This window comes from Enterobacter sp. NFIX58 (genome assembly GCF_900110475.1).
GTDB classification, from domain to species: domain Bacteria; phylum Pseudomonadota; class Gammaproteobacteria; order Enterobacterales; family Enterobacteriaceae; genus Enterobacter; species Enterobacter quasiroggenkampii.
Map to the genome: position 1 here is coordinate 119,062 of NZ_FODW01000005.1, position 16,894 is coordinate 135,955.

The window sequence follows — 16,894 nt, forward strand, 5'->3', positions numbered from 1 at the left end:
TTCATATAATTAAAACTTACACAACATGACTAATTTGTCCAAGTATTAGCGGAACTATTTTTTTTATTCCTTTAGAATCAATGCGTCTTAGCTGCCCTTATAGGTCGAGTAACCGTACTGGCTCAGCAGAAGCGGGATGTGCAGCTTCTCGTTGGTGCGGGTCACGGTAAACAGCACCGGAATCTCCGGGAAGAAGGAGTCGAGCTTTTTGCCGTGGAAGTACTCTGCGGTTTTGAAGGTCACTTTATACACGCCAGGCTGCATGTCCTGGTCCTGCGGATAGAGCGATTTGATGCGTCCATCCTGGTCAGTTTTACCGCTGGCGATCGGGGTCCATTTGTCCTGCTGCTGCTTTTCCAGCGTGACGGTGACGCCCGGTGGAGGCGTGCCGGTTTGCTGGTCGAGGATGTGTACGCTCAGGGTGCCAGCAGGAGCGGCGCTAAAGGCGGCAGGGGTAAAGGCCATCGCGGCCAGCATCAGCAGAGGGGCAGTTTTTTTCATGGTGTTTTCCTGTGGAGTTATTCGTCACAGGAAAACGTTAGCATCTGCGGCGCGGGAAAATATTCAACTTTTCGTGAAGATTCCCGCAGGAGAAAATGATCAGAGGATAATCACTTCAAGCGATACCTGCTGCTGCCACTGCTCCACCTGCTTTTTCCGCGCCGCGGTGAGCTTGCCGCTGGTGACCAGAAGCCATTTGCGCTCCGGGAGAATTTCCGGGGCCAGCGCGGCCGGAGGCGAGGGCAGAATATCGATTCGGTGTCCCTGCCCGGTGCGCGTTAAGGCTTCGAGCCAGATCTCGCAGGCGTCGTTCAGGTGCCAGCCGCTGAGCAGAATATTATCGCCCGGCGCTTTTTTATCACCCTCGAGACAAAACGAGGTGTAGGCGATGATGATGCCGTCGAGGATTGCGCGCAGGGTCATGGCGGCGGCCACGTTGGCCGAAACCTGACTGCGCAGCGGGCGCAGCACGTTCGCGACCAGCTCGGGTCTTGGGTACTCGCGTCCGGCGTCGTAAATCATCTGGCGCAGGGACTCGACTTTGCCGTCCTGCAGGCGTTGCAGCATGTTCTGCTGCAGGGTTTGCCAGTTGTTGGTCCGGCCCGGCATCGGGCGTTCCAGCAGCGGTTTGACCTGGCCGATCGGGACGCCTTTTTTTACCCAGTCGAGGATTTTGAGCGCCTGCTGGACGTCCTCATCGCTGTACTGGCGATGGCCGCCTTCCGTGCGCTGTGGCTTGAGTAAACCATAGCGACGCTGCCACGCCCGCAGGGTGGTGGCGGTGATGCCGCTGAGTCTGGCGAATTCGCCGATGGAGTAAGCCATGTCCGTGTCCAGAGTGGAGGAATACTCTCAATATACTACGAATTTTCCCGAACGGGATGAAGCGCCGAAACGGTGCACTACACTTAACATCCAACCGTGCAAATGAAAGGAATTCTCATGAAGCTATGGCCTGTTGTGACCGGTGTTGCGATTGCTTTGACGCTGGTCGCCTGTAAATCCCCCACGCCGCCGAAAGGCGTGCAGCCTATTACCAACTTCGAAGCCAGCCGCTATCTCGGCAAATGGTACGAAGTCGCCCGTCTGGAAAACCGCTTCGAACGCGGGCTGGAGCAGGTGACGGCGACCTACGGCAAGCGCAGCGACGGCGGTATCAGCGTGCTTAACCGGGGCTACGATCCGGTGAAGAATAAGTGGAACGAGAGCGAGGGGAAAGCGTACTTTACCGGCGAACCGACCACGGCCGCGCTGAAGGTCTCCTTCTTCGGCCCGTTCTACGGCGGCTATAACGTGATCAGACTGGACGATAAGTACCAGTATGCGCTGGTCAGCGGCCCGAACCGCGATTACCTGTGGATCCTGTCGCGCACGCCGACCATCCCGGATGCGGTGAAGCAGGACTACCTGAATACTGCGCGCAGCCTGGGCTTCCGGGTTGATCAGCTGGTGTGGGTGAAGCAATAAAAATCGTGCTTTCTTCCTGGGGCATTACTGGCTCGCCTGGATAGACTTCCGTTAAAAGCCTAACGGGGAGAAGACGACATGAACTGGCAGCCTTTTCGCGGCGATGCGCCGGAAAATATGACGATTTTCAGCGCGTCATTTCCCGACGTCAGCGACCAGTGGCCGATGAAAGACGATGCTGCCCGGGAGATCGCCTCCCTTGACCGCGCCCTGAAAGCCGAGCCAGCGCTCCGTCCGCCGCGGGTGGAATACGACGAGGGCGGGCAGGCCGTGCTTGTCCCCCAGAACCGCTATTCCGAACAGGCCTTCCGTAACCGCCCGGCCCTCACCGCGTGGCGCACCCGGCTGGTCCCCTCCGCGCTGGCGCTGTTTGTGGTGCAAAACCCGCTGGAAGACCGCCTGCCCGATGGAACAAAAATGGACAGCGACAGCCGCCAGTGGTTTATCCACGCAAATGATGCCATCGGCGTGCGTTCCCGCGCCCGGGTGCTGGCCGCGCTGGCGGATAAATACATTCACAATGAGAGCGAGAACAACTGGGTCAGCCTCGCGAGCGGCGCCGCCATTCCGGTGCTGGAGGCGCTACGTGAAGCAAAGCTTGATGGCCAGCAGGTCTATCTCACGCTGGTGGACAAAGACCCCGTGGCGCTGAGCTGGGCGGAAACCATGGCGGCGCAGGAAGGCATTGTGGTGGGCGAACAGCTGACGCTGCTCAGGCGCAACCTGCTCCATACGCTGGTGCGTAACGAGGACCTGCTGCTGGAGCTGGGCGAGCATCAGGCCGAACTGGTCGACGCGCTGGGGATTTTTGAATACTTCAGCGATACCGATGCGGTGATTTTCCTCCAGCGCGCGCTGCGGCTGGTCAAACCCGGCGGGGCGGTGATTGTGTCGAACATGCTGACCAGCAGCCCGCACATTGACTTTGTGCTGCGGGGTATTGGCTGGGAGGATATTCACCCGAGGACGCTGCAGCAGCTGCAGGACATCCACCTCGCGGCGGGCGTGCCGGTGGAAAACGTCACCGTGGTGGTGCCGAAGGACGGGGTGTATGCGGTGATGGAGATCAGGGGAGGGGATGAAAAACCGCACGGTCAGTTCCCTCTCCCTGAGGGAGAGGGCTAGGGTGAGGGGGAACAGAGTGCAAGGAGTGACTTGAATTAACGTCCTAAACCGCACATGATCCCCCCATGAAAATTGAAACCGCACTCCCCATACACTTCGAACGTCTGGTTGCGATCTGGGAATCCTCCGTCCGCGCCACCCATCACTTTTTACAGGAAAGCGATATCGCGGCGCTGCGCCCGCTATTGCTTAACGCGTATTTGCCTAACCTCACCGTCGTGATGGCCCAGGATGACGCAGGCGTTATTCACGGCTTTTTAGGCGTGGATGAAAACCGCATTGAAATGCTGTTTGTTGACGACGCGAGCCGCGGGAAGGGCGTCGGGAAACTACTGCTGCAATACGCTATTGCAGAGTTCGGCGCGAACGAAGTGGACGTGAATGAGCAGAACCCGCAGGGCGTCGCGTTTTATCGCCATATGGGGTTTAAGCAGGTCGGCCGCTCGGAACTGGACGGGCAGGGGAATCCGTTTCCGTTGCTGCATATGCGGTTGGCTAAGTGAATATTCACTTAACGCAGGAATCACGCTTGTTAGATATGAAATGCAACGCGTTTTCCTGTGGGAAGTTCAACGTCGATACAGAGTTTCCCACCCATTGCCTCGATGTAACGCTTAAGCGTGGCAATTTTTAGTTCATTTCCACGTTGCTCTATCTGAGTTACTGCGGGCTGGCTCACCCCCATCAGGTCAGCAACTTTTTTTTGCGAAAGCCTGAGCTCTTCGCGTAAAAGTTGCAGACCCGTTTCGAGGATCATTTCTTCTGCCATCTCTTTAATACGTTGTTGGCTTTCCGGTGAACGTGACGCAATCACTTCATTTAAGGTTTTCACTTGGCTGCCTCTTGGCTTGTCAGATGAAGGGAAAATTCGGCATCTGCGATGCGAATCATTTTTTCATAAAAGGTTTTGTCGTTACTCTTATCGCCCGCGCAAAGCACAATGGCCTGACGTACAGGATCAAATGCGAAGAAAGCACGAACAGGACGACCAGCATATTGAATACGTAATTCTTTCATATGCTTATACCGTGAGCCTTTAACCGTATCTGCATAGGGACGAGGAAGACGTGGCCCATAGTGTTGCAGATTTAGCAGGTCTGCCAGTACCTTATCCTGTAATCCTTCTTCTTGTTCAAACAACCACTGCTCGAATACCTTTCCGAACCGAACCGTCCACATGCTTTCGTCCATGATAAGCTGTAGCTTATAAAAAAAATATAAGCTGTAGTTAATAAATGCAATGGCAGTCATCGACAGCCAGGCTGTTAGTGGCAGGAGTATGACAAAGAGGGGATTTCAAACGGATTTTGCAATTAAGAAATTGCGAGGTGCTTTCCAGCGTTTTTTCATTCATGCTGGAGAGTGAGGCTGGCGTTCGTTCGTGACGAACCTTTTGATCTGGTATTATTGGGGCGTTTGAGGGTTCCTGGTGGAACTGGGCGCCTCGGGAGAGCGGTACCCGTTATGGTTAACTATCTTTCTGGAAACCTGATGTTTCCCTTCAGGCGAACTATCCGGGATTTCCGGATAGTAGAATGTTAATCATTTTCTCCTGCCGGATAATGGATGACATCATTATCAGTAATGCCGCCTCCATATTCTCAACGTTAAGCTCGGTGGTTTGTGCTCACGTTTGCGAGCCGCTTTCCAGGACGTGGAGTTTGAATCGCCGCAAGTGCGTCCTCTATCTCAATGAGCTTTGCTTTCGTCCGTTTATAATCATCCTGCAATCTCTGCTCCTGCTCGTTATACGCCACCAAAACGATGCACCCTTTCATGATTTTTACCGTGACCTGCTGTCCGGTATCAAAACCTGCAGCGTGCAGCCACTTGCCGGAAAGGATGATATTCGGCGTGGATTTGTCGAAAACATTCGGGCGGTATCCCACAATTAACGAACGCTCGGTTCCGGATTGGTCGGGGTCTGGGGCTGAATGCGAATCAGCCATAATCAACTCCTTGATAGTTGGTGAGGTTAGCTCTCGTAGGTACGTACATGTCAACAGCTAAACGCGACCCTAACAAATCTAGATCCGGAAAGGCACCAACTTTTCAGATTCGCATTACGCCGGAGTTGAAGGCACAGTTTGAGGCTGCTGCGAAGGCTGAGGGAATGAGCTTAGGAAATTGGCTTAAAACTCTAGGACGTCAAGAACTAATTCGTTTAGGTCATAAGCCATTTTCAGGCGATGATATTTAGTTTTTATTTTTATCTTGTTTGCCAGTTAATTCGACCTTAATGGGATTATCTCCTGTTAGGAGAGAGGCTAAACCTTTTCTTATTTTAATTTGATCAAGATTCATATCACCATGTGCAGTGGGAGAATATATGGCGTTCTGCAAATGGACCTTGTCAAAGTCATATCCAATATCGTTGGCCATCTCATAAAGCAAGCTCAAAAAAAGTTGATTGCTTTTTTGATTCCACAATTCTGCCCCAGATTCCGTTAGGGGTACGGTTGAACAAAGGTGAGCGAAATATTCTTTCCAAGCTAATATGAATTTTTTTTCTGAATCGGAACGCTTTATTTTTCCACGTCTTATATCTCCATAAAAGGCTAAGTCGATCATATTTAATGCTTGAACATGTTCAGGGAGTAAACGAGATGAAATAGCTCGAGTAGCCATAAGTTGCGAGAATATTTTAACCTTTATTGTTTGTTTTTCTGATTTCTTCTCTAAATATTTTTGTACTCTAACAGCTATTAATGGGCTAAAAAGGGTAGCAAAGACAGTAGCGATAGCTAGAGCTAAATTCATTTTTTATTCTCTTCAGTCAAAGATTAATTTAAGAGAATAATAGACGATGTTTATTTGCGTGAGAAGGGTGTACTTTGGCGGAAGATCACAGGAGTCGAACCTGCCCGGGAACGCTGGCGTCCCCAACTGGATTTGAAGTCCAGCCACCTCACCGGAGATGACGATCTTCCGCGCCTGCATTGCTACATGGAGGCGGGGCGCATTATAGCTACTTTCAGGCATTTACCACATACCCCACACCACTTTTTTCACCTCTCTTTTGACCTGTACCCCCCTGTTTCAGTTAATTCCTAAGAAAATCCTCATGTTAGCCCTTCGTGCTCTCCAATATTTACCGCGATCACAAAAAACAAGAAACGTAATCTGCTAACCAGAAAACGCAATACCCGCCCAAGAAACAATGGTTTAAAAACACTGTAACCGGTCTCAGCGCCCCCTATAGCGTGAAGGATAAAAAAAGATGAGCGAAGTATTGTCAGTAAAAGAGAAGATTGGCTACGGCATGGGAGACGCCGCCAGCCACATCATTTTTGATAACGTCATGTTGTACATGATGTTTTTCTATACCGATATTTTTGGCATTCCCGCCGGGTTCGTCGGCACCATGTTCCTGCTGGCGCGCGCGCTGGATGCGATCTCCGACCCGTGCATGGGGCTGATTGCCGACCGTACCCGCAGCCGTTGGGGCAAGTTCCGACCGTGGATTTTGTTCGGCGCGATCCCGTTCGGCATCGTCTGCGTGCTGGCTTACACCACGCCGGACCTCAGCCTCAACGGCAAAATGGTTTACGCCGCCGTGACCTACACGCTGCTGACCCTGCTCTATACCGTGGTCAATATTCCTTACTGCGCGCTGGGCGGTGTGATCACCAGTGACCCGACGCAGCGTATCTCCCTTCAGTCCTGGCGCTTTGTGCTGGCGACGGCGGGCGGCATGCTTTCCACGGTGCTGATGATGCCGCTGGTGAAGCTGATTGGCGGCGACGATAAGGCGTTCGGCTTCCAGGGCGGCATCGCCGTGCTGTCGGTGGTCGCGTTCCTGATGCTGGCGTTCTGCTTCTTCACCACCAAAGAGCGTATCCAGGTGCCCCCGAGCACCACCTCCATGCGCGAAGACCTGCGCGATATCTGGCAAAACGACCAGTGGCGCATCGTGGGCGTGCTGACCATCCTCAACATCCTTGCCGTCTGCGTGCGCGGCGGCGCGATGATGTACTACTGCACCTGGATCATGGGCTCGCCGGAAGTGTTCGTCGCGTTCCTCACCACCTACTGCGTCGGCAATCTGATTGGCTCTGCACTGGCGAAACCGCTTACCGACTGGAAATGCAAGGTCAGCATCTTCTGGTGGACCAACGCCGCGCTGGCGGTGGTCAGCGTGGCGATGTTCTTCGTCCCGATGCATGCCACCGTGGTGATGTTCGCCTTTATCTTCGTCATTGGCGTGCTGCACCAGCTGGTGACGCCGATCCAGTGGGTAATGATGTCCGATACCGTCGACTACGGTGAATGGACCAACGGCAAGCGCCTGACCGGCATCAGCTTTGCAGGCACGCTGTTCGTGCTGAAGCTGGGTCTGGCGCTGGGTGGGGCGATGATCGGCTGGATGCTGGCAGGCGGCGGCTACGACGCGGCGGCCAAAACCCAGAACAGCGCGACCATCAGCATCATTATCGGCCTGTTTACCCTGGCCCCGGCGGTCTGCTATGTGCTGAGCGCAATCATCGCCAAACGCTACTACACGCTAAAAACCCCCTTCCTGACCAAAATCCTGGCCGAGCTGGCGCAGGGCGCGCGCCGCAATCAGCAGGAATTTGAAACCCTGCCGGTCAGCAAAGAATTGCAGAACTAAGAGGACGAAAGCATGAAAATCAGTGATGGAAACTGGCTTATTCAACCGGGCCTGAATGTGACCTATCCGGTTCAGGTGTTCGACGTGGAGCAGCAGGGGAATGACCTGGTGGTGTATGTGGCGCCGCGTGACGTGCGCGAACGCACCTGGCAGCTCGACACGTTGATGTTCACGGTGCGCCTGTTTGCTCCACAGGAAGGGATTGTCGGGGTGCGTATCGAGCACTTCCAGGGCGCACTGAACAATGGTCCACATTATCCGCTGAACGTCCTGAAAGACGTGAAGGTTGAGATCGAAAACAACGCCGAATTTGCCGAGCTGAAAAGCGGCAGCGTCAGCGTTCGCGTCACCAAAGGCGAGTTCTGGTCGCTGGACTTCCTGCGCAACGGCCAGCGCATTACCGGCAGCCAGCTGAAAAATAACGGCTACGTGCAGGACAGCAATACCCACCGCAATTACGTTTTTGAGCGTCTGGATCTGGGCGTGGGGGAAACGGTCTATGGTCTGGGCGAGCGCTTCACCGCGCTGGTGCGCAACGGCCAGATGGTCGAGACCTGGAACCGCGACGGCGGCACCAGCACCGAGCAGTCCTATAAAAATATCCCGTTCTACCTGACCAACCGCGGCTACGGCGTGCTGGTGAATCATCCTGAAAACGTCTCGTTCGAAGTGGGATCTGAGAAAGTCTCTAAGGTGCAGTTCAGCGTGGAAGGCGAATATCTTGAGTACTTCGTGATCGACGGCCCGACGCCAAAAGAGGTGCTGAATCGCTATACGCAGTTCACCGGGCGTCCGGCGCTGCCGCCTGCCTGGTCGTTCGGCCTGTGGCTCACCACCTCGTTCACCACCAATTACGACGAAGCGACGGTGAACAGCTTTATCGACGGTATGGCCGAGCGCGACCTGCCGCTGCACGTCTTTCACTTCGACTGCTTCTGGATGAAGGCCTTCCAGTGGTGTGACTTCGAGTGGGATCCGGTGACCTTCCCGGACCCTGAAGGAATGATCCGCCGCCTGAAGGAGAAAGGGCTGAAGGTCTGCGTGTGGATTAACCCGTACATTGGCCAGAAGTCGCCGATCTTCCAGGAGCTGAAAGCGAAGGGCTACCTGCTCAAGCGCCCCGACGGCTCCCTGTGGCAGTGGGACAAATGGCAGCCGGGGCTGGCGATTTACGACTTCACCAATCCGGACGCGTGCCGGTGGTATGCCGACAAGCTGAAAGGCCTGGTGGATATCGGCGTCGACTGCTTCAAGACCGACTTCGGCGAGCGTATTCCGACGGACGTGCAGTGGTTCGACGGGTCCGATCCGCAGAAGATGCACAACCATTACGCCTACATCTACAACGAACTGGTGTGGAACGTGCTGAAAGAGACGGTGGGGGAAGAAGAGGCGGTGCTGTTTGCCCGCTCCGCGTCCGTGGGGGCACAGCAGTTCCCGGTGCACTGGGGCGGCGACTGCTACGCCAACTACGAATCAATGGCGGAAAGCCTGCGCGGCGGGCTGTCGATTGGCCTGTCCGGTTTTGGATTCTGGAGCCACGATATCGGCGGGTTCGAAAACACCGCCCCGGCGCACGTCTACAAGCGCTGGTGCGCGTTCGGGCTGTTCTCCAGCCACAGCCGCCTGCACGGCAGCAAATCCTACCGCGTGCCGTGGGCGTACGATGACGAGTCCTGCGACGTGGTGCGCCACTTCACGCAGCTGAAGTGCCAGCTGATGCCGTATCTGTACCATCAGGCGACGCTGGCGCGCGAGTTCGGCACGCCGATGCTGCGGGCGATGATGCTGGAGTTCCCGGACGATCCGGCGTGCGATTACCTCGACCGTCAGTACATGCTGGGGGATTCGTTAATGGTGGCGCCGGTGTTCTCCGAGGCGGGCGACGTGCAGTTCTACCTGCCGGAAGGGCGCTGGACGCACCTGTGGCACAACGACGAAATCCAGGGCAGCCGCTGGCATAAGCAGCAGCACGATTTCATGAGCCTGCCGGTCTACGTGCGCGACAACACGCTGCTGGCGCTGGGCAATAATAACCAGAAGCCCGACTACGCGTGGCACGAGGGGACGGCCTTCCATCTGTTTAACCTGGATGATGGCGCAACGGCAGTGAGCGAAGTGCCTTCGGCGGACGGCGCGGTGGCGTTTACGCTGAAGGCATCGCGTCAGGGCGACTTCGTGACCTTTACCGGCACGGGAGACGCGCAAAACTGGTCGGTGTGTTTGCGCAACGTGCAGACGGTGAGCGGCGTGAAGGGCGGTTCGCAGGCGGGCAGCGAGTGGGGCGTGGTAGTGAAAGCCGAAGGGGATGAGGTGGTGGTTCAGCTCTGAGGTGGAAAATGCCCGGTGGCGCTTCGCTTACCGGGCCTACGGTAATTATGCGGTCTGATGCCCTCACCCTGACCCTCTCCCACAGGGAGAGGGAACCAAAACCTCGTAGGCCGGGTAAGGCGAAGCCGCCACCCGGCTTTTTACTGTGCCGGCGCCATCGCCGACACCACGCCGCCCGTCATCGTCTGCTCTACCTGCTGCTTATCCATATTCACCGCGCTCAGCTTCCCATTCACCGTTGGCTTCAGCGGCGCACTGGCCTGCACGCTGCCGCTGGCGGTGAGCTGAATATTGCCGTCGCCTGCAATCGGCAGCGCAGGCCAGCCCCACTGCTGCAGCACATTGAGCGGTACGCCGCGCCCGTTCAGGCTCACCGCGGTTTGCCGCTGCGGGAGTTGTGAAACGGTCGCCGTCGCTTCCAAAATGCCTTTTTCGGTAAACGCGCTGAGGTCGGTAATATTCACCGTGGCGGCGTTGGCATTCAGCGCCAGCGACGGACGACGTACGTCGACGCGGTTAAAGGTTGCCGCCGCGCCGTTCAGGGTCGCGCTGCCGCCCCAGACGCCCCACTGGCGATCTTTCACCAGCTGCAGGTTTGCGCCATAGCCATCCAGAGAAGTGATCTGCCACGGGAAGGCAGGATCGATGTCGATCACCAGGTTGCGGCTCAGGCCGAATTTTTGCAGCGTGACGCTGTTCAGCCATTCCGGTAGAGGCGCCATCCACAGCGTTTTCCAGTTCTGCGGCAGGGTGTACTCCAGCCCGGCGATGGCGACATCGTCCAGCACCAGCGCTTTACCGTCGCGCAGCCAGTTGCCGGAGGTGCGCACCATGCCGCCTTCCCAGCGGGAGGTGAACTGACGCAGCGCCATACCCTGCGGGGAAAACTCCGCATTCAGGATCGGGTCAAACAGATGCAGGGAGCCGTAGATAAACTCGCTGGCGTTCATCGACAGACGGCCCTCCTGGCTCTGCCAGTCGCCTTTGCTTAGCGTCAGGTTGCGCAGGCTTAAATCGAGATCGGTCACCGCCCAGTCCGGGCCCTGAAGCCGGGCGTCGGTCACGTCCAGACGACCAATCTGCAGAGAGGGGATAGTGGCCAGCGGCGCGAAGAACGCGGTCAGCGTTTTATCGCTCTGCAGGCGGATTTCGTTCAGGCGCATGGTGTCGATAATCCAGCTCCCGTCGGCGTTGCGCAGAGCGGAGCCGGTGAGTGAGCCGCGGGCCATATCGGCACCAATCGTGTTCAGCACCACCTCCTTGCCGTTAAGCTGGCCCTCGATCAGCACGTTGGTGGCCGGTACGCCGTTCAGAGTCAGCGAGCCTGCGCTCATCTGGATCTGCGCGTGATTACCCAGCACGTTGCCCGCTTCCGGCTGCCATGGGCTGACGCCGCCCGTCACCTTCTGCGCGCTCAGATCCCATTCGGTATTCGGGCTGTTGAACGCCATGTTGTTCAACTGCAGACGATCGGCCTGGAAAGGCAGCGGCGCGGTCTGCGGGGAGAGATTCAGCGTGCCGTCGAGCAGGGCGATGGTGTCCACGTGCAGCGGATCGGTTATCTGGCGGCTACTCAGGCCGATATCCACTTTTTTGGCAACCAGGGTGGCGGGTTTTCCGTCCCGACCGAAGGTGACGTTTTCCAGAATGAGGTGGGAAGGCGACGAAAAGCGGTGATTCATCTTGTCGAAACTGAGTTCGTAGTCGGTATTCACCGTAACCCAGCTGCTGACCTGAGCCGCACCCCAGCGGGTCTGGAGCAGAATATAGAGCGCCAGCATCACAATGAGCAGGGCTACCAGAAGATAGACGAGTAGCTTTCCAATAAATTTCATGGTCTTCCATCCCGCAAAACGCACATAAGGGAGTTATGCACGATTTATGCGCAATCCTCAAGGCGGGAATGGTGTAATTAGATGTCACGGCAGGCATTGACTGCCTGCCGTGAGAGAAATCAATTTTTCTCAGGCGGGAAAACGAGGTTCAGCACGATAGCGGTGATACCGCCTGCGGCAATGCCGGAAGAGAGCAGGTTTTTCACCCAGTCCGGGGCAAACTGCAGGATCAGCGGCTGCTGAGAAACGCCCAGACCGACGGCCAGCGAAAGCGCAATAATCATGATTGCGCGGCGGTTCAGCGGCTCGCGGGAGACGATACGCACGCCGGAGGCCGCGATCGTCCCGAACATCACCAGCGTTGCACCGCCCAGCACCGGCTCAGGGATGTGCTGCACAAAGCCGCTCACCGCCGGGAACAGGCCGAGGACGATCAGCATCAGCGCCACCACGAAGCCGACGTAGCGGCTGGCCACGCCGGTCAGCTGGATCACGCCGTTGTTCTGACCGAAGCAGGAGTTCGGGAAGGTGTTGAAGACCGCAGAGACAAACGAGTTGAGGCCGTTCGCCAGCACGCCGCCTTTCAGGCGCTTCATGTACAGCGGACCGGAAACGGGCTGCTCGGAGACGTCGGAGGTGGCGGTGATGTCGCCGATGGTCTCCAGAGAGGTGATCATAAAGACCAGCATCAGCGGCAGGAGCAGGCCCCAGTCAATGCCCAGACCGTAGTACAGCGGCGTGGGGACGGTGATCAGCGCGCTGTTGGTCGGCGCGGTGTTCTCCGGCAGCATACCCAGCGCCCAGGCCAGCAGGTAACCCGCCGCCATGGCGATCACCAGCGAGGCGACGCGCAGGTAAGGGTTACGCTGACGGTTAAGCAGAATAATGATGGCCAGCACGACGCCTGCCAGCAGCAGGTTTTTCGGCGCGCCGAAGGTGTGGTCGCTCATCGCGGCATAGCCGCCACCGATGGAGGTAAGGCCCACCTGAATCAGCGACAGGCCGATAATCATCACGACGACGCCGGAAACCAGCGGGGTGATAACGCGGCGAGCCAGATGCAGAACGCGGGAGATCACCATCTCCGTACAGCTGGCCAGCATCAGGGTGCCGAACAGCGCCGCCATCATGGTCGGGACATCCGCGCCGCCGGTTTTCAGGGCCGTACCGCCCATGATCAGGGGCGCCACGAAGTTAAAGCTGGTGCCCTGAATCGACAATAATCCCGACCCCACCGGACCCCACGCTTTAATTTGAATAATCGAGGCCACGCCGGAGGCGAAGAGAGACATGCTGATAATGTGCTGCGTGTCCTGCGCCGGTAAGCCGAGCGCCTGGCAAATCAGCAGCGCCGGGGTGATCACCGCAACAAACATTGCCAGAAGATGCTGGCAGGCGGCGAAAAGCGTCTGCGGCAGCGGCGGACGATCTTCAAGGCGGTAAATCAGTTCGCTATTTTGCTTCTGCGCAATCGGTTGCGCATCAGGCGACTCTATGGTGTTAACGGACATCGGCGGCAATCCCACGGTGGAAAAGCGGGCATTTTATCTGACCACCTGGTAAAAGCAAACGATTGCCAGCAAAAAAAGGCAAGAAAATCTGCCGCTGTGAGCAGGTTTTCTACAACGCATCGGGAAAAAAAATTACACTTTTTGCGCCGGGGGCTCATGAAGAGCGCAAACCGGCCCAGGATAACGCCGCGTGTGTAGGGAACACGCGCAAAAAAGGAGCCTTCTATGATTCATCTCGATACGTTGTCGACCCTTGTTGCCGCAACGCTGGTCTTACTGCTTGGTCGTAAGCTGGTACATAGCGTTTCCCTTCTGAAGAAATACACTATTCCTGAGCCTGTCGCCGGTGGTCTGCTGGTGGCGCTGGCCCTGCTGGTGCTGAAAAAAAGCCTGGGCTGGGAAATCGATTTTGATATGTCCCTGAAAGACCCGCTGATGCTGGCCTTCTTTGCCACCATCGGCCTGAACGCCAACCTGGCGAGCCTGCGGGCGGGCGGTAAGGTGCTCGGTGTATTTTTGATTGTGGTGGTGGGGCTGCTGCTGATGCAAAACGCCATTGGTATCGGGATGGCGTCGCTGCTGGGACTGGATCCGCTGATGGGGCTGCTGGCAGGGTCGATCACCCTGTCAGGCGGTCACGGTACCGGGGCCGCGTGGAGCAAGTTGTTTATCGAGCGCTACGGGTTTGAAAACGCGACGGAAGTGGCGATGGCCTGCGCGACCTTTGGTCTGGTGCTGGGTGGCCTGATTGGCGGCCCGGTGGCTCGCTATCTGGTGAAGCACTCCACCACGCCGGACGGCAGGCCGGACGATGAGCTGGTGCCGACAGCATTCGAAAAGCCGGACGTCGGGCGCAGTATTACCTCGCTGGTGCTGATTGAAACCATCGCGATGATCGCCATCTGCCTGACCGTGGGCAAAGTGGTTGCGCAATGGCTGGCGGGCTCAGCGTTTGAGCTGCCAACGTTTGTCTGCGTGCTGTTTATCGGGGTGATCCTGAGCAACGGTCTGGCGCTGATGGGCTTCTACCGTGTGTTTGAACGGGCGGTGTCGGTGCTCGGCAACGTCTGCCTGTCGCTGTTCCTGGCGATGGCGCTGATGAGCCTCAAGCTGTGGGAGCTGGCCTCGCTGGCGCTGCCAATGGTGGCGATTCTGGCGGTGCAGACCCTGTTTATGGCGCTGTACGCCATGTTTGTCACCTGGCGGATGATGGGCAAAAACTATGATGCGGCGGTGCTGGCAGCGGGTCACTGCGGGTTTGGTCTGGGGGCCACCCCAACGGCTATCGCCAACATGCAGGCGATCACCGAACGCTTCGGGCCATCGCACATGGCGTTTCTGGTGGTCCCGATGGTCGGGGCGTTCTTTATTGATATCGTCAACGCGCTGGTGATTAAGCTGTACCTGATGCTGCCGATGTTTGCCTGAATCAGGCGTTGGAATAGCGTTCGGTTTCCGGCATCCAGCGCTCAATTAACGCTGCCGCCTGTTCGGGGTAGCGTTCATGAATGTGGCGGGCGAGGCGCTGAACCTCGGGGATCATGGCCTGATCGCGCAGCAAATCCGCGACTTTGAATTCCGCGTTCCCCGTCTGACGCGTGCCCAGCAGTTCACCGGGGCCGCGGATCTCAAGGTCTTTTTGCGCAATCACAAAACCGTCGTTACTGTCGCGCAGCACCTGCAAACGCATCTGGGCGGTTTTCGAGAGCGGGGCTTTGTAGAGCAGGACGCAGTGGGACGCTACCGCGCCACGGCCAACGCGTCCGCGCAGCTGGTGGAGCTGGGCCAGGCCCAGGCGCTCCGGGTTTTCGATAATCATCAGGCTGGAGTTCGGGACGTCCACGCCCACTTCAATGACCGTCGTGGCGACCAGCAACTGCAGCTCGCCCTGCTTAAACGACTGCATCACCGCCTGCTTTTCGGCAGGCTTCATGCGTCCGTGAACCAGGCCCACGTTCAGCTCCGGCAGCGCCAGCTTAAGCTCTTCCCACGTGGCTTCGGCAGCCTGCGCTTCCAGCAGTTCCGACTCTTCAATCAGCGTACAAACCCAGTAGGCCTGACGCCCTTCGTGGGTGCAGGCGTTGCGCACGCGATCGATGATATCACTGCGACGCGTGTCAGGAATGGCAACCGTTGTGACTGGCGTACGACCCGGGGGAAGTTCGTCGATGGTGGAGGTATCCAGATCGGCGTAAGCCGTCATCGCCAGGGTGCGCGGGATCGGCGTGGCGGTCATGATCAGCTGATGCGGGTGGAAGCCCTGCTGCAGTCCCTTTTCCCACAGCGCCAGACGTTGATGCACGCCGAAGCGGTGCTGTTCATCGATAATCACCAGCGCAAGGCCGTTGAACTGCACCTGCTCCTGGAAGATAGCGTGCGTGCCGACAATCATCTGCACCTGCCCGCTGGCGATGGCCTCCTGTTGCGCTAGGCGCGCTTTGCCTTTTTGCTTTCCGGCAAGCCAGCCGACTTCAATCCCGAGCGGTGCAAACCAGGCGCGGAAATTGTTGGCGTGTTGTTCCGCCAGCAGTTCGGTCGGTGCCATCAGCGCGACCTGTTTGCCATGGGCAATCGCGCGCAGGGCGGCCAGCGCGGCAACCAGCGTTTTACCGGACCCCACGTCGCCTTGCACCAGGCGCATCATCGGCACGTCGAGCGCCATATCGCGTTCAATCTCGGCGGTGACGCGCGCCTGTGCGCCGGTGGGTTTAAACGGCAGGGAGGCCAGCAGCTTATCTTTGAGCTCATCACGCGGGCTTAATGGCTGGGCATGGAAACGCTGCGCGCCGGCGCGCAGCGCCAGCATGCTCAGGTTATGGGCCAGTAATTCCTCAAGGATAAGACGCTGTTGAGCGGGGTGTTTGCCGCTTTCTAAGTCGCTGAGCTGCAGCGTTGGCGGCGGGCGGTGCAGGGTACGCAGCGCCTCGGGCAGGCTCATCATGCCCTGTGCCAGCTCGGGCGGCAGCAGCTCGGTAATGGCGCAGGTATCCAGCAGCTCAAGCGCCTGATCGGTGAGCTTACGCAGCGTCGCCTGCTTGATGCCTTCGGTCGTCGGGTAAACCGGGGTGAGCGTCTCCTGCATCTCTGGCGTGCTGAGATCGCCCTGCACGCGGTACTCCGGGTGGATCATCTCTGCGCCATATTTTCCGCGTTTGGCTTCGCCATAGGCCAGCACCCTGCGGCCCGTTGCCAGGCTGTTTTTCATCGCCGCGCTGAAGTTGAAAAAACGCATGGTGAGAATGCCGGTGCCGTCGCTGATCTGACAGGTCATCATCCGGCGTCCGCCGAAGGTGATGTTGCAGTTCAGAACTTCGCCTTCAACGGTGGCGTAAATGGCGGGAAGGAGATCGCCAATCTTGTAAAGCTGGGTGCGGTCTTCGTAACGCAGGGGGAGGTGAAGCAGGAGATCCTGCACCGTGTGCAGGCCAATTTTAGCCAGCTTATTGCTTTGCGCCGCGCCCACGCCCGTCAGGCTGTTGAGCGGGATGGCATCCAGCAGGCGGCCTTTCATC

16 protein-coding genes and 1 tRNA gene are annotated in these 16,894 nt (G+C 57.4%); 7 read left to right on the plus strand and 10 right to left on the minus strand.

Annotated features, from left to right (window positions below; all coding sequences use genetic code 11):
• Positions 1-87: 87 nt before the first annotated feature.
• Positions 88-501 (minus strand): hydroxyisourate hydrolase, encoded by a 414-nt coding sequence (gene uraH, locus BMW97_RS19270; protein WP_045907932.1) that lies wholly within the window; start codon positions 499-501, stop codon positions 88-90.
• A gap of 99 nt (positions 502-600) precedes the next feature.
• A complete protein-coding gene (locus tag BMW97_RS19275; protein ID WP_045907931.1) occupies positions 601-1,326 on the minus strand; it encodes a MerR family transcriptional regulator in 726 nt (241 codons plus the stop codon).
• A gap of 117 nt (positions 1,327-1,443) precedes the next feature.
• On the opposite strand from BMW97_RS19275, the gene BMW97_RS19280 reads away from it, so the two are divergent.
• The 3 genes from BMW97_RS19280 to BMW97_RS19290 all read left to right on the plus strand — a co-directional run bounded on the left by BMW97_RS19280 (position 1,444) and on the right by BMW97_RS19290 (position 3,596).
• Entirely contained in the window at positions 1,444-1,968 is a 525-nt protein-coding gene (locus BMW97_RS19280) for a lipocalin family protein (RefSeq protein ID WP_008500115.1), read from the plus strand.
• Between the two features lie 78 nt (positions 1,969-2,046).
• Entirely contained in the window at positions 2,047-3,093 is a 1,047-nt protein-coding gene (locus BMW97_RS19285; RefSeq protein WP_045907930.1) for a class I SAM-dependent methyltransferase, read from the plus strand.
• 65 nt (positions 3,094-3,158) lie between these two features.
• On the plus strand, positions 3,159-3,596 hold the full coding sequence (locus BMW97_RS19290; protein ID WP_045907929.1) for an acetyltransferase: 438 nt from the start codon (positions 3,159-3,161) through the stop codon (positions 3,594-3,596).
• Between the two features lie 29 nt (positions 3,597-3,625).
• Here the strand turns inward: BMW97_RS19290 and BMW97_RS19295 are convergent, their stop codons facing one another.
• The 3 genes from BMW97_RS19295 to BMW97_RS19305 all read right to left on the minus strand — a co-directional run bounded on the left by BMW97_RS19295 (position 3,626) and on the right by BMW97_RS19305 (position 5,042).
• Entirely contained in the window at positions 3,626-3,925 is a 300-nt protein-coding gene (locus BMW97_RS19295) for a helix-turn-helix domain-containing protein (RefSeq protein WP_045352829.1), read from the minus strand.
• Positions 3,922-4,272, minus strand: coding sequence for a type II toxin-antitoxin system RelE/ParE family toxin (locus tag BMW97_RS19300; RefSeq protein ID WP_045907956.1), 351 nt, complete (start codon positions 4,270-4,272; stop codon positions 3,922-3,924). Before BMW97_RS19300 ends, BMW97_RS19295 begins: the two co-directional genes overlap by 4 nt.
• Before the next feature lie 428 nt (positions 4,273-4,700).
• Entirely contained in the window at positions 4,701-5,042 is a 342-nt protein-coding gene (locus BMW97_RS19305) for a SymE family type I addiction module toxin (RefSeq protein WP_045907928.1), read from the minus strand.
• Positions 5,043-5,089: 47 nt separating this feature from the next.
• Between BMW97_RS19305 and BMW97_RS19310 the strand changes: the two genes are divergently transcribed.
• Positions 5,090-5,293, plus strand: a complete 204-nt coding sequence (locus BMW97_RS19310; protein ID WP_072052247.1) for a toxin-antitoxin system HicB family antitoxin — start codon at positions 5,090-5,092, stop codon at positions 5,291-5,293.
• Here the strand turns inward: BMW97_RS19310 and BMW97_RS19315 are convergent.
• Together BMW97_RS19315 and BMW97_RS19320 are read right to left on the minus strand one after the other, a co-directional pair.
• On the minus strand, positions 5,290-5,853 hold the full coding sequence (locus tag BMW97_RS19315; RefSeq protein ID WP_090393087.1) for a DUF6680 family protein: 564 nt from the start codon (positions 5,851-5,853) through the stop codon (positions 5,290-5,292). The genes BMW97_RS19310 and BMW97_RS19315 overlap by 4 nt on opposite strands.
• 75 nt (positions 5,854-5,928) lie before the next feature.
• Positions 5,929-6,023: transfer RNA gene (locus BMW97_RS19320), tRNA-Sec, on the minus strand.
• Positions 6,024-6,313: 290 nt separating this feature from the next.
• On the opposite strand from BMW97_RS19320, the gene BMW97_RS19325 reads away from it, so the two are divergent.
• Positions 6,314-7,705, plus strand: a complete 1,392-nt coding sequence (locus BMW97_RS19325) for a glycoside-pentoside-hexuronide family transporter (RefSeq protein ID WP_045907926.1) — start codon at positions 6,314-6,316, stop codon at positions 7,703-7,705.
• A gap of 12 nt (positions 7,706-7,717) precedes the next feature.
• The gene (yicI, locus tag BMW97_RS19330) at positions 7,718-10,036 is read left to right on the plus strand and encodes an alpha-xylosidase (RefSeq protein ID WP_045907925.1); all 2,319 of its coding nucleotides are present in this window, start codon (positions 7,718-7,720) and stop codon (positions 10,034-10,036) included.
• A gap of 140 nt (positions 10,037-10,176) precedes the next feature.
• On the opposite strand, the gene BMW97_RS19335 is transcribed toward yicI, so the two are convergent.
• Complete coding sequence (locus tag BMW97_RS19335; protein ID WP_045907924.1) at positions 10,177-11,871, minus strand: AsmA family protein; 1,695 nt, start codon at positions 11,869-11,871, stop codon at positions 10,177-10,179.
• A gap of 119 nt (positions 11,872-11,990) precedes the next feature.
• Positions 11,991-13,382 carry a xanthine/proton symporter XanP gene (gene xanP, locus BMW97_RS19340; RefSeq protein WP_014881972.1) on the minus strand — a complete coding sequence of 464 codons (1,392 nt, stop codon included), beginning with the start codon at positions 13,380-13,382 and terminating at the stop codon, positions 11,991-11,993.
• Positions 13,383-13,607: 225 nt separating this feature from the next.
• Here xanP and gltS point away from each other — a divergent pair, with 225 nt between their 5' ends.
• Positions 13,608-14,810 carry a sodium/glutamate symporter gene (gene gltS, locus BMW97_RS19345; protein ID WP_045907923.1) on the plus strand — a complete coding sequence of 401 codons (1,203 nt, stop codon included), beginning with the start codon at positions 13,608-13,610 and terminating at the stop codon, positions 14,808-14,810.
• A 1-nt stretch (position 14,811) separates the two neighbouring features.
• Here the strand turns inward: gltS and recG are convergent, their stop codons facing one another.
• On the minus strand, positions 14,812-16,893 hold the full coding sequence (recG, locus tag BMW97_RS19350; protein ID WP_045907922.1) for an ATP-dependent DNA helicase RecG: 2,082 nt from the start codon (positions 16,891-16,893) through the stop codon (positions 14,812-14,814).
• Between the last annotated feature and the right edge of the window lies 1 nt (position 16,894).

Bases quoted from the DNA above. Each gene is read 5' to 3' on its own strand.
- recG (WP_045907922.1), bottom strand. From the start codon at position 16,893: ATGAAAGGCCGCCTGCTGGATGCCATCCCGCTCAACAGCCTGACGGGC.
- BMW97_RS19280 (WP_008500115.1), top strand. From the start codon at position 1,444: ATGAAGCTATGGCCTGTTGTGACCGGTGTTGCGATTGCTTTGACGCTG.
- gltS (WP_045907923.1), top strand. From the start codon at position 13,608: ATGATTCATCTCGATACGTTGTCGACCCTTGTTGCCGCAACGCTGGTC.
- BMW97_RS19325 (WP_045907926.1), top strand. From the start codon at position 6,314: ATGAGCGAAGTATTGTCAGTAAAAGAGAAGATTGGCTACGGCATGGGA.
- BMW97_RS19290 (WP_045907929.1), top strand. From the start codon at position 3,159: ATGAAAATTGAAACCGCACTCCCCATACACTTCGAACGTCTGGTTGCG.
- BMW97_RS19305 (WP_045907928.1), bottom strand. From the start codon at position 5,042: ATGGCTGATTCGCATTCAGCCCCAGACCCCGACCAATCCGGAACCGAG.
- BMW97_RS19335 (WP_045907924.1), bottom strand. From the start codon at position 11,871: ATGAAATTTATTGGAAAGCTACTCGTCTATCTTCTGGTAGCCCTGCTC.
- yicI (WP_045907925.1), top strand. From the start codon at position 7,718: ATGAAAATCAGTGATGGAAACTGGCTTATTCAACCGGGCCTGAATGTG.
- uraH (WP_045907932.1), bottom strand. From the start codon at position 501: ATGAAAAAAACTGCCCCTCTGCTGATGCTGGCCGCGATGGCCTTTACC.
- BMW97_RS19315 (WP_090393087.1), bottom strand. From the start codon at position 5,853: ATGAATTTAGCTCTAGCTATCGCTACTGTCTTTGCTACCCTTTTTAGC.
- BMW97_RS19310 (WP_072052247.1), top strand. From the start codon at position 5,090: ATGTCAACAGCTAAACGCGACCCTAACAAATCTAGATCCGGAAAGGCA.
- BMW97_RS19300 (WP_045907956.1), bottom strand. From the start codon at position 4,272: ATGTGGACGGTTCGGTTCGGAAAGGTATTCGAGCAGTGGTTGTTTGAA.
- xanP (WP_014881972.1), bottom strand. From the start codon at position 13,382: ATGTCCGTTAACACCATAGAGTCGCCTGATGCGCAACCGATTGCGCAG.
- BMW97_RS19285 (WP_045907930.1), top strand. From the start codon at position 2,047: ATGAACTGGCAGCCTTTTCGCGGCGATGCGCCGGAAAATATGACGATT.
- BMW97_RS19275 (WP_045907931.1), bottom strand. From the start codon at position 1,326: ATGGCTTACTCCATCGGCGAATTCGCCAGACTCAGCGGCATCACCGCC.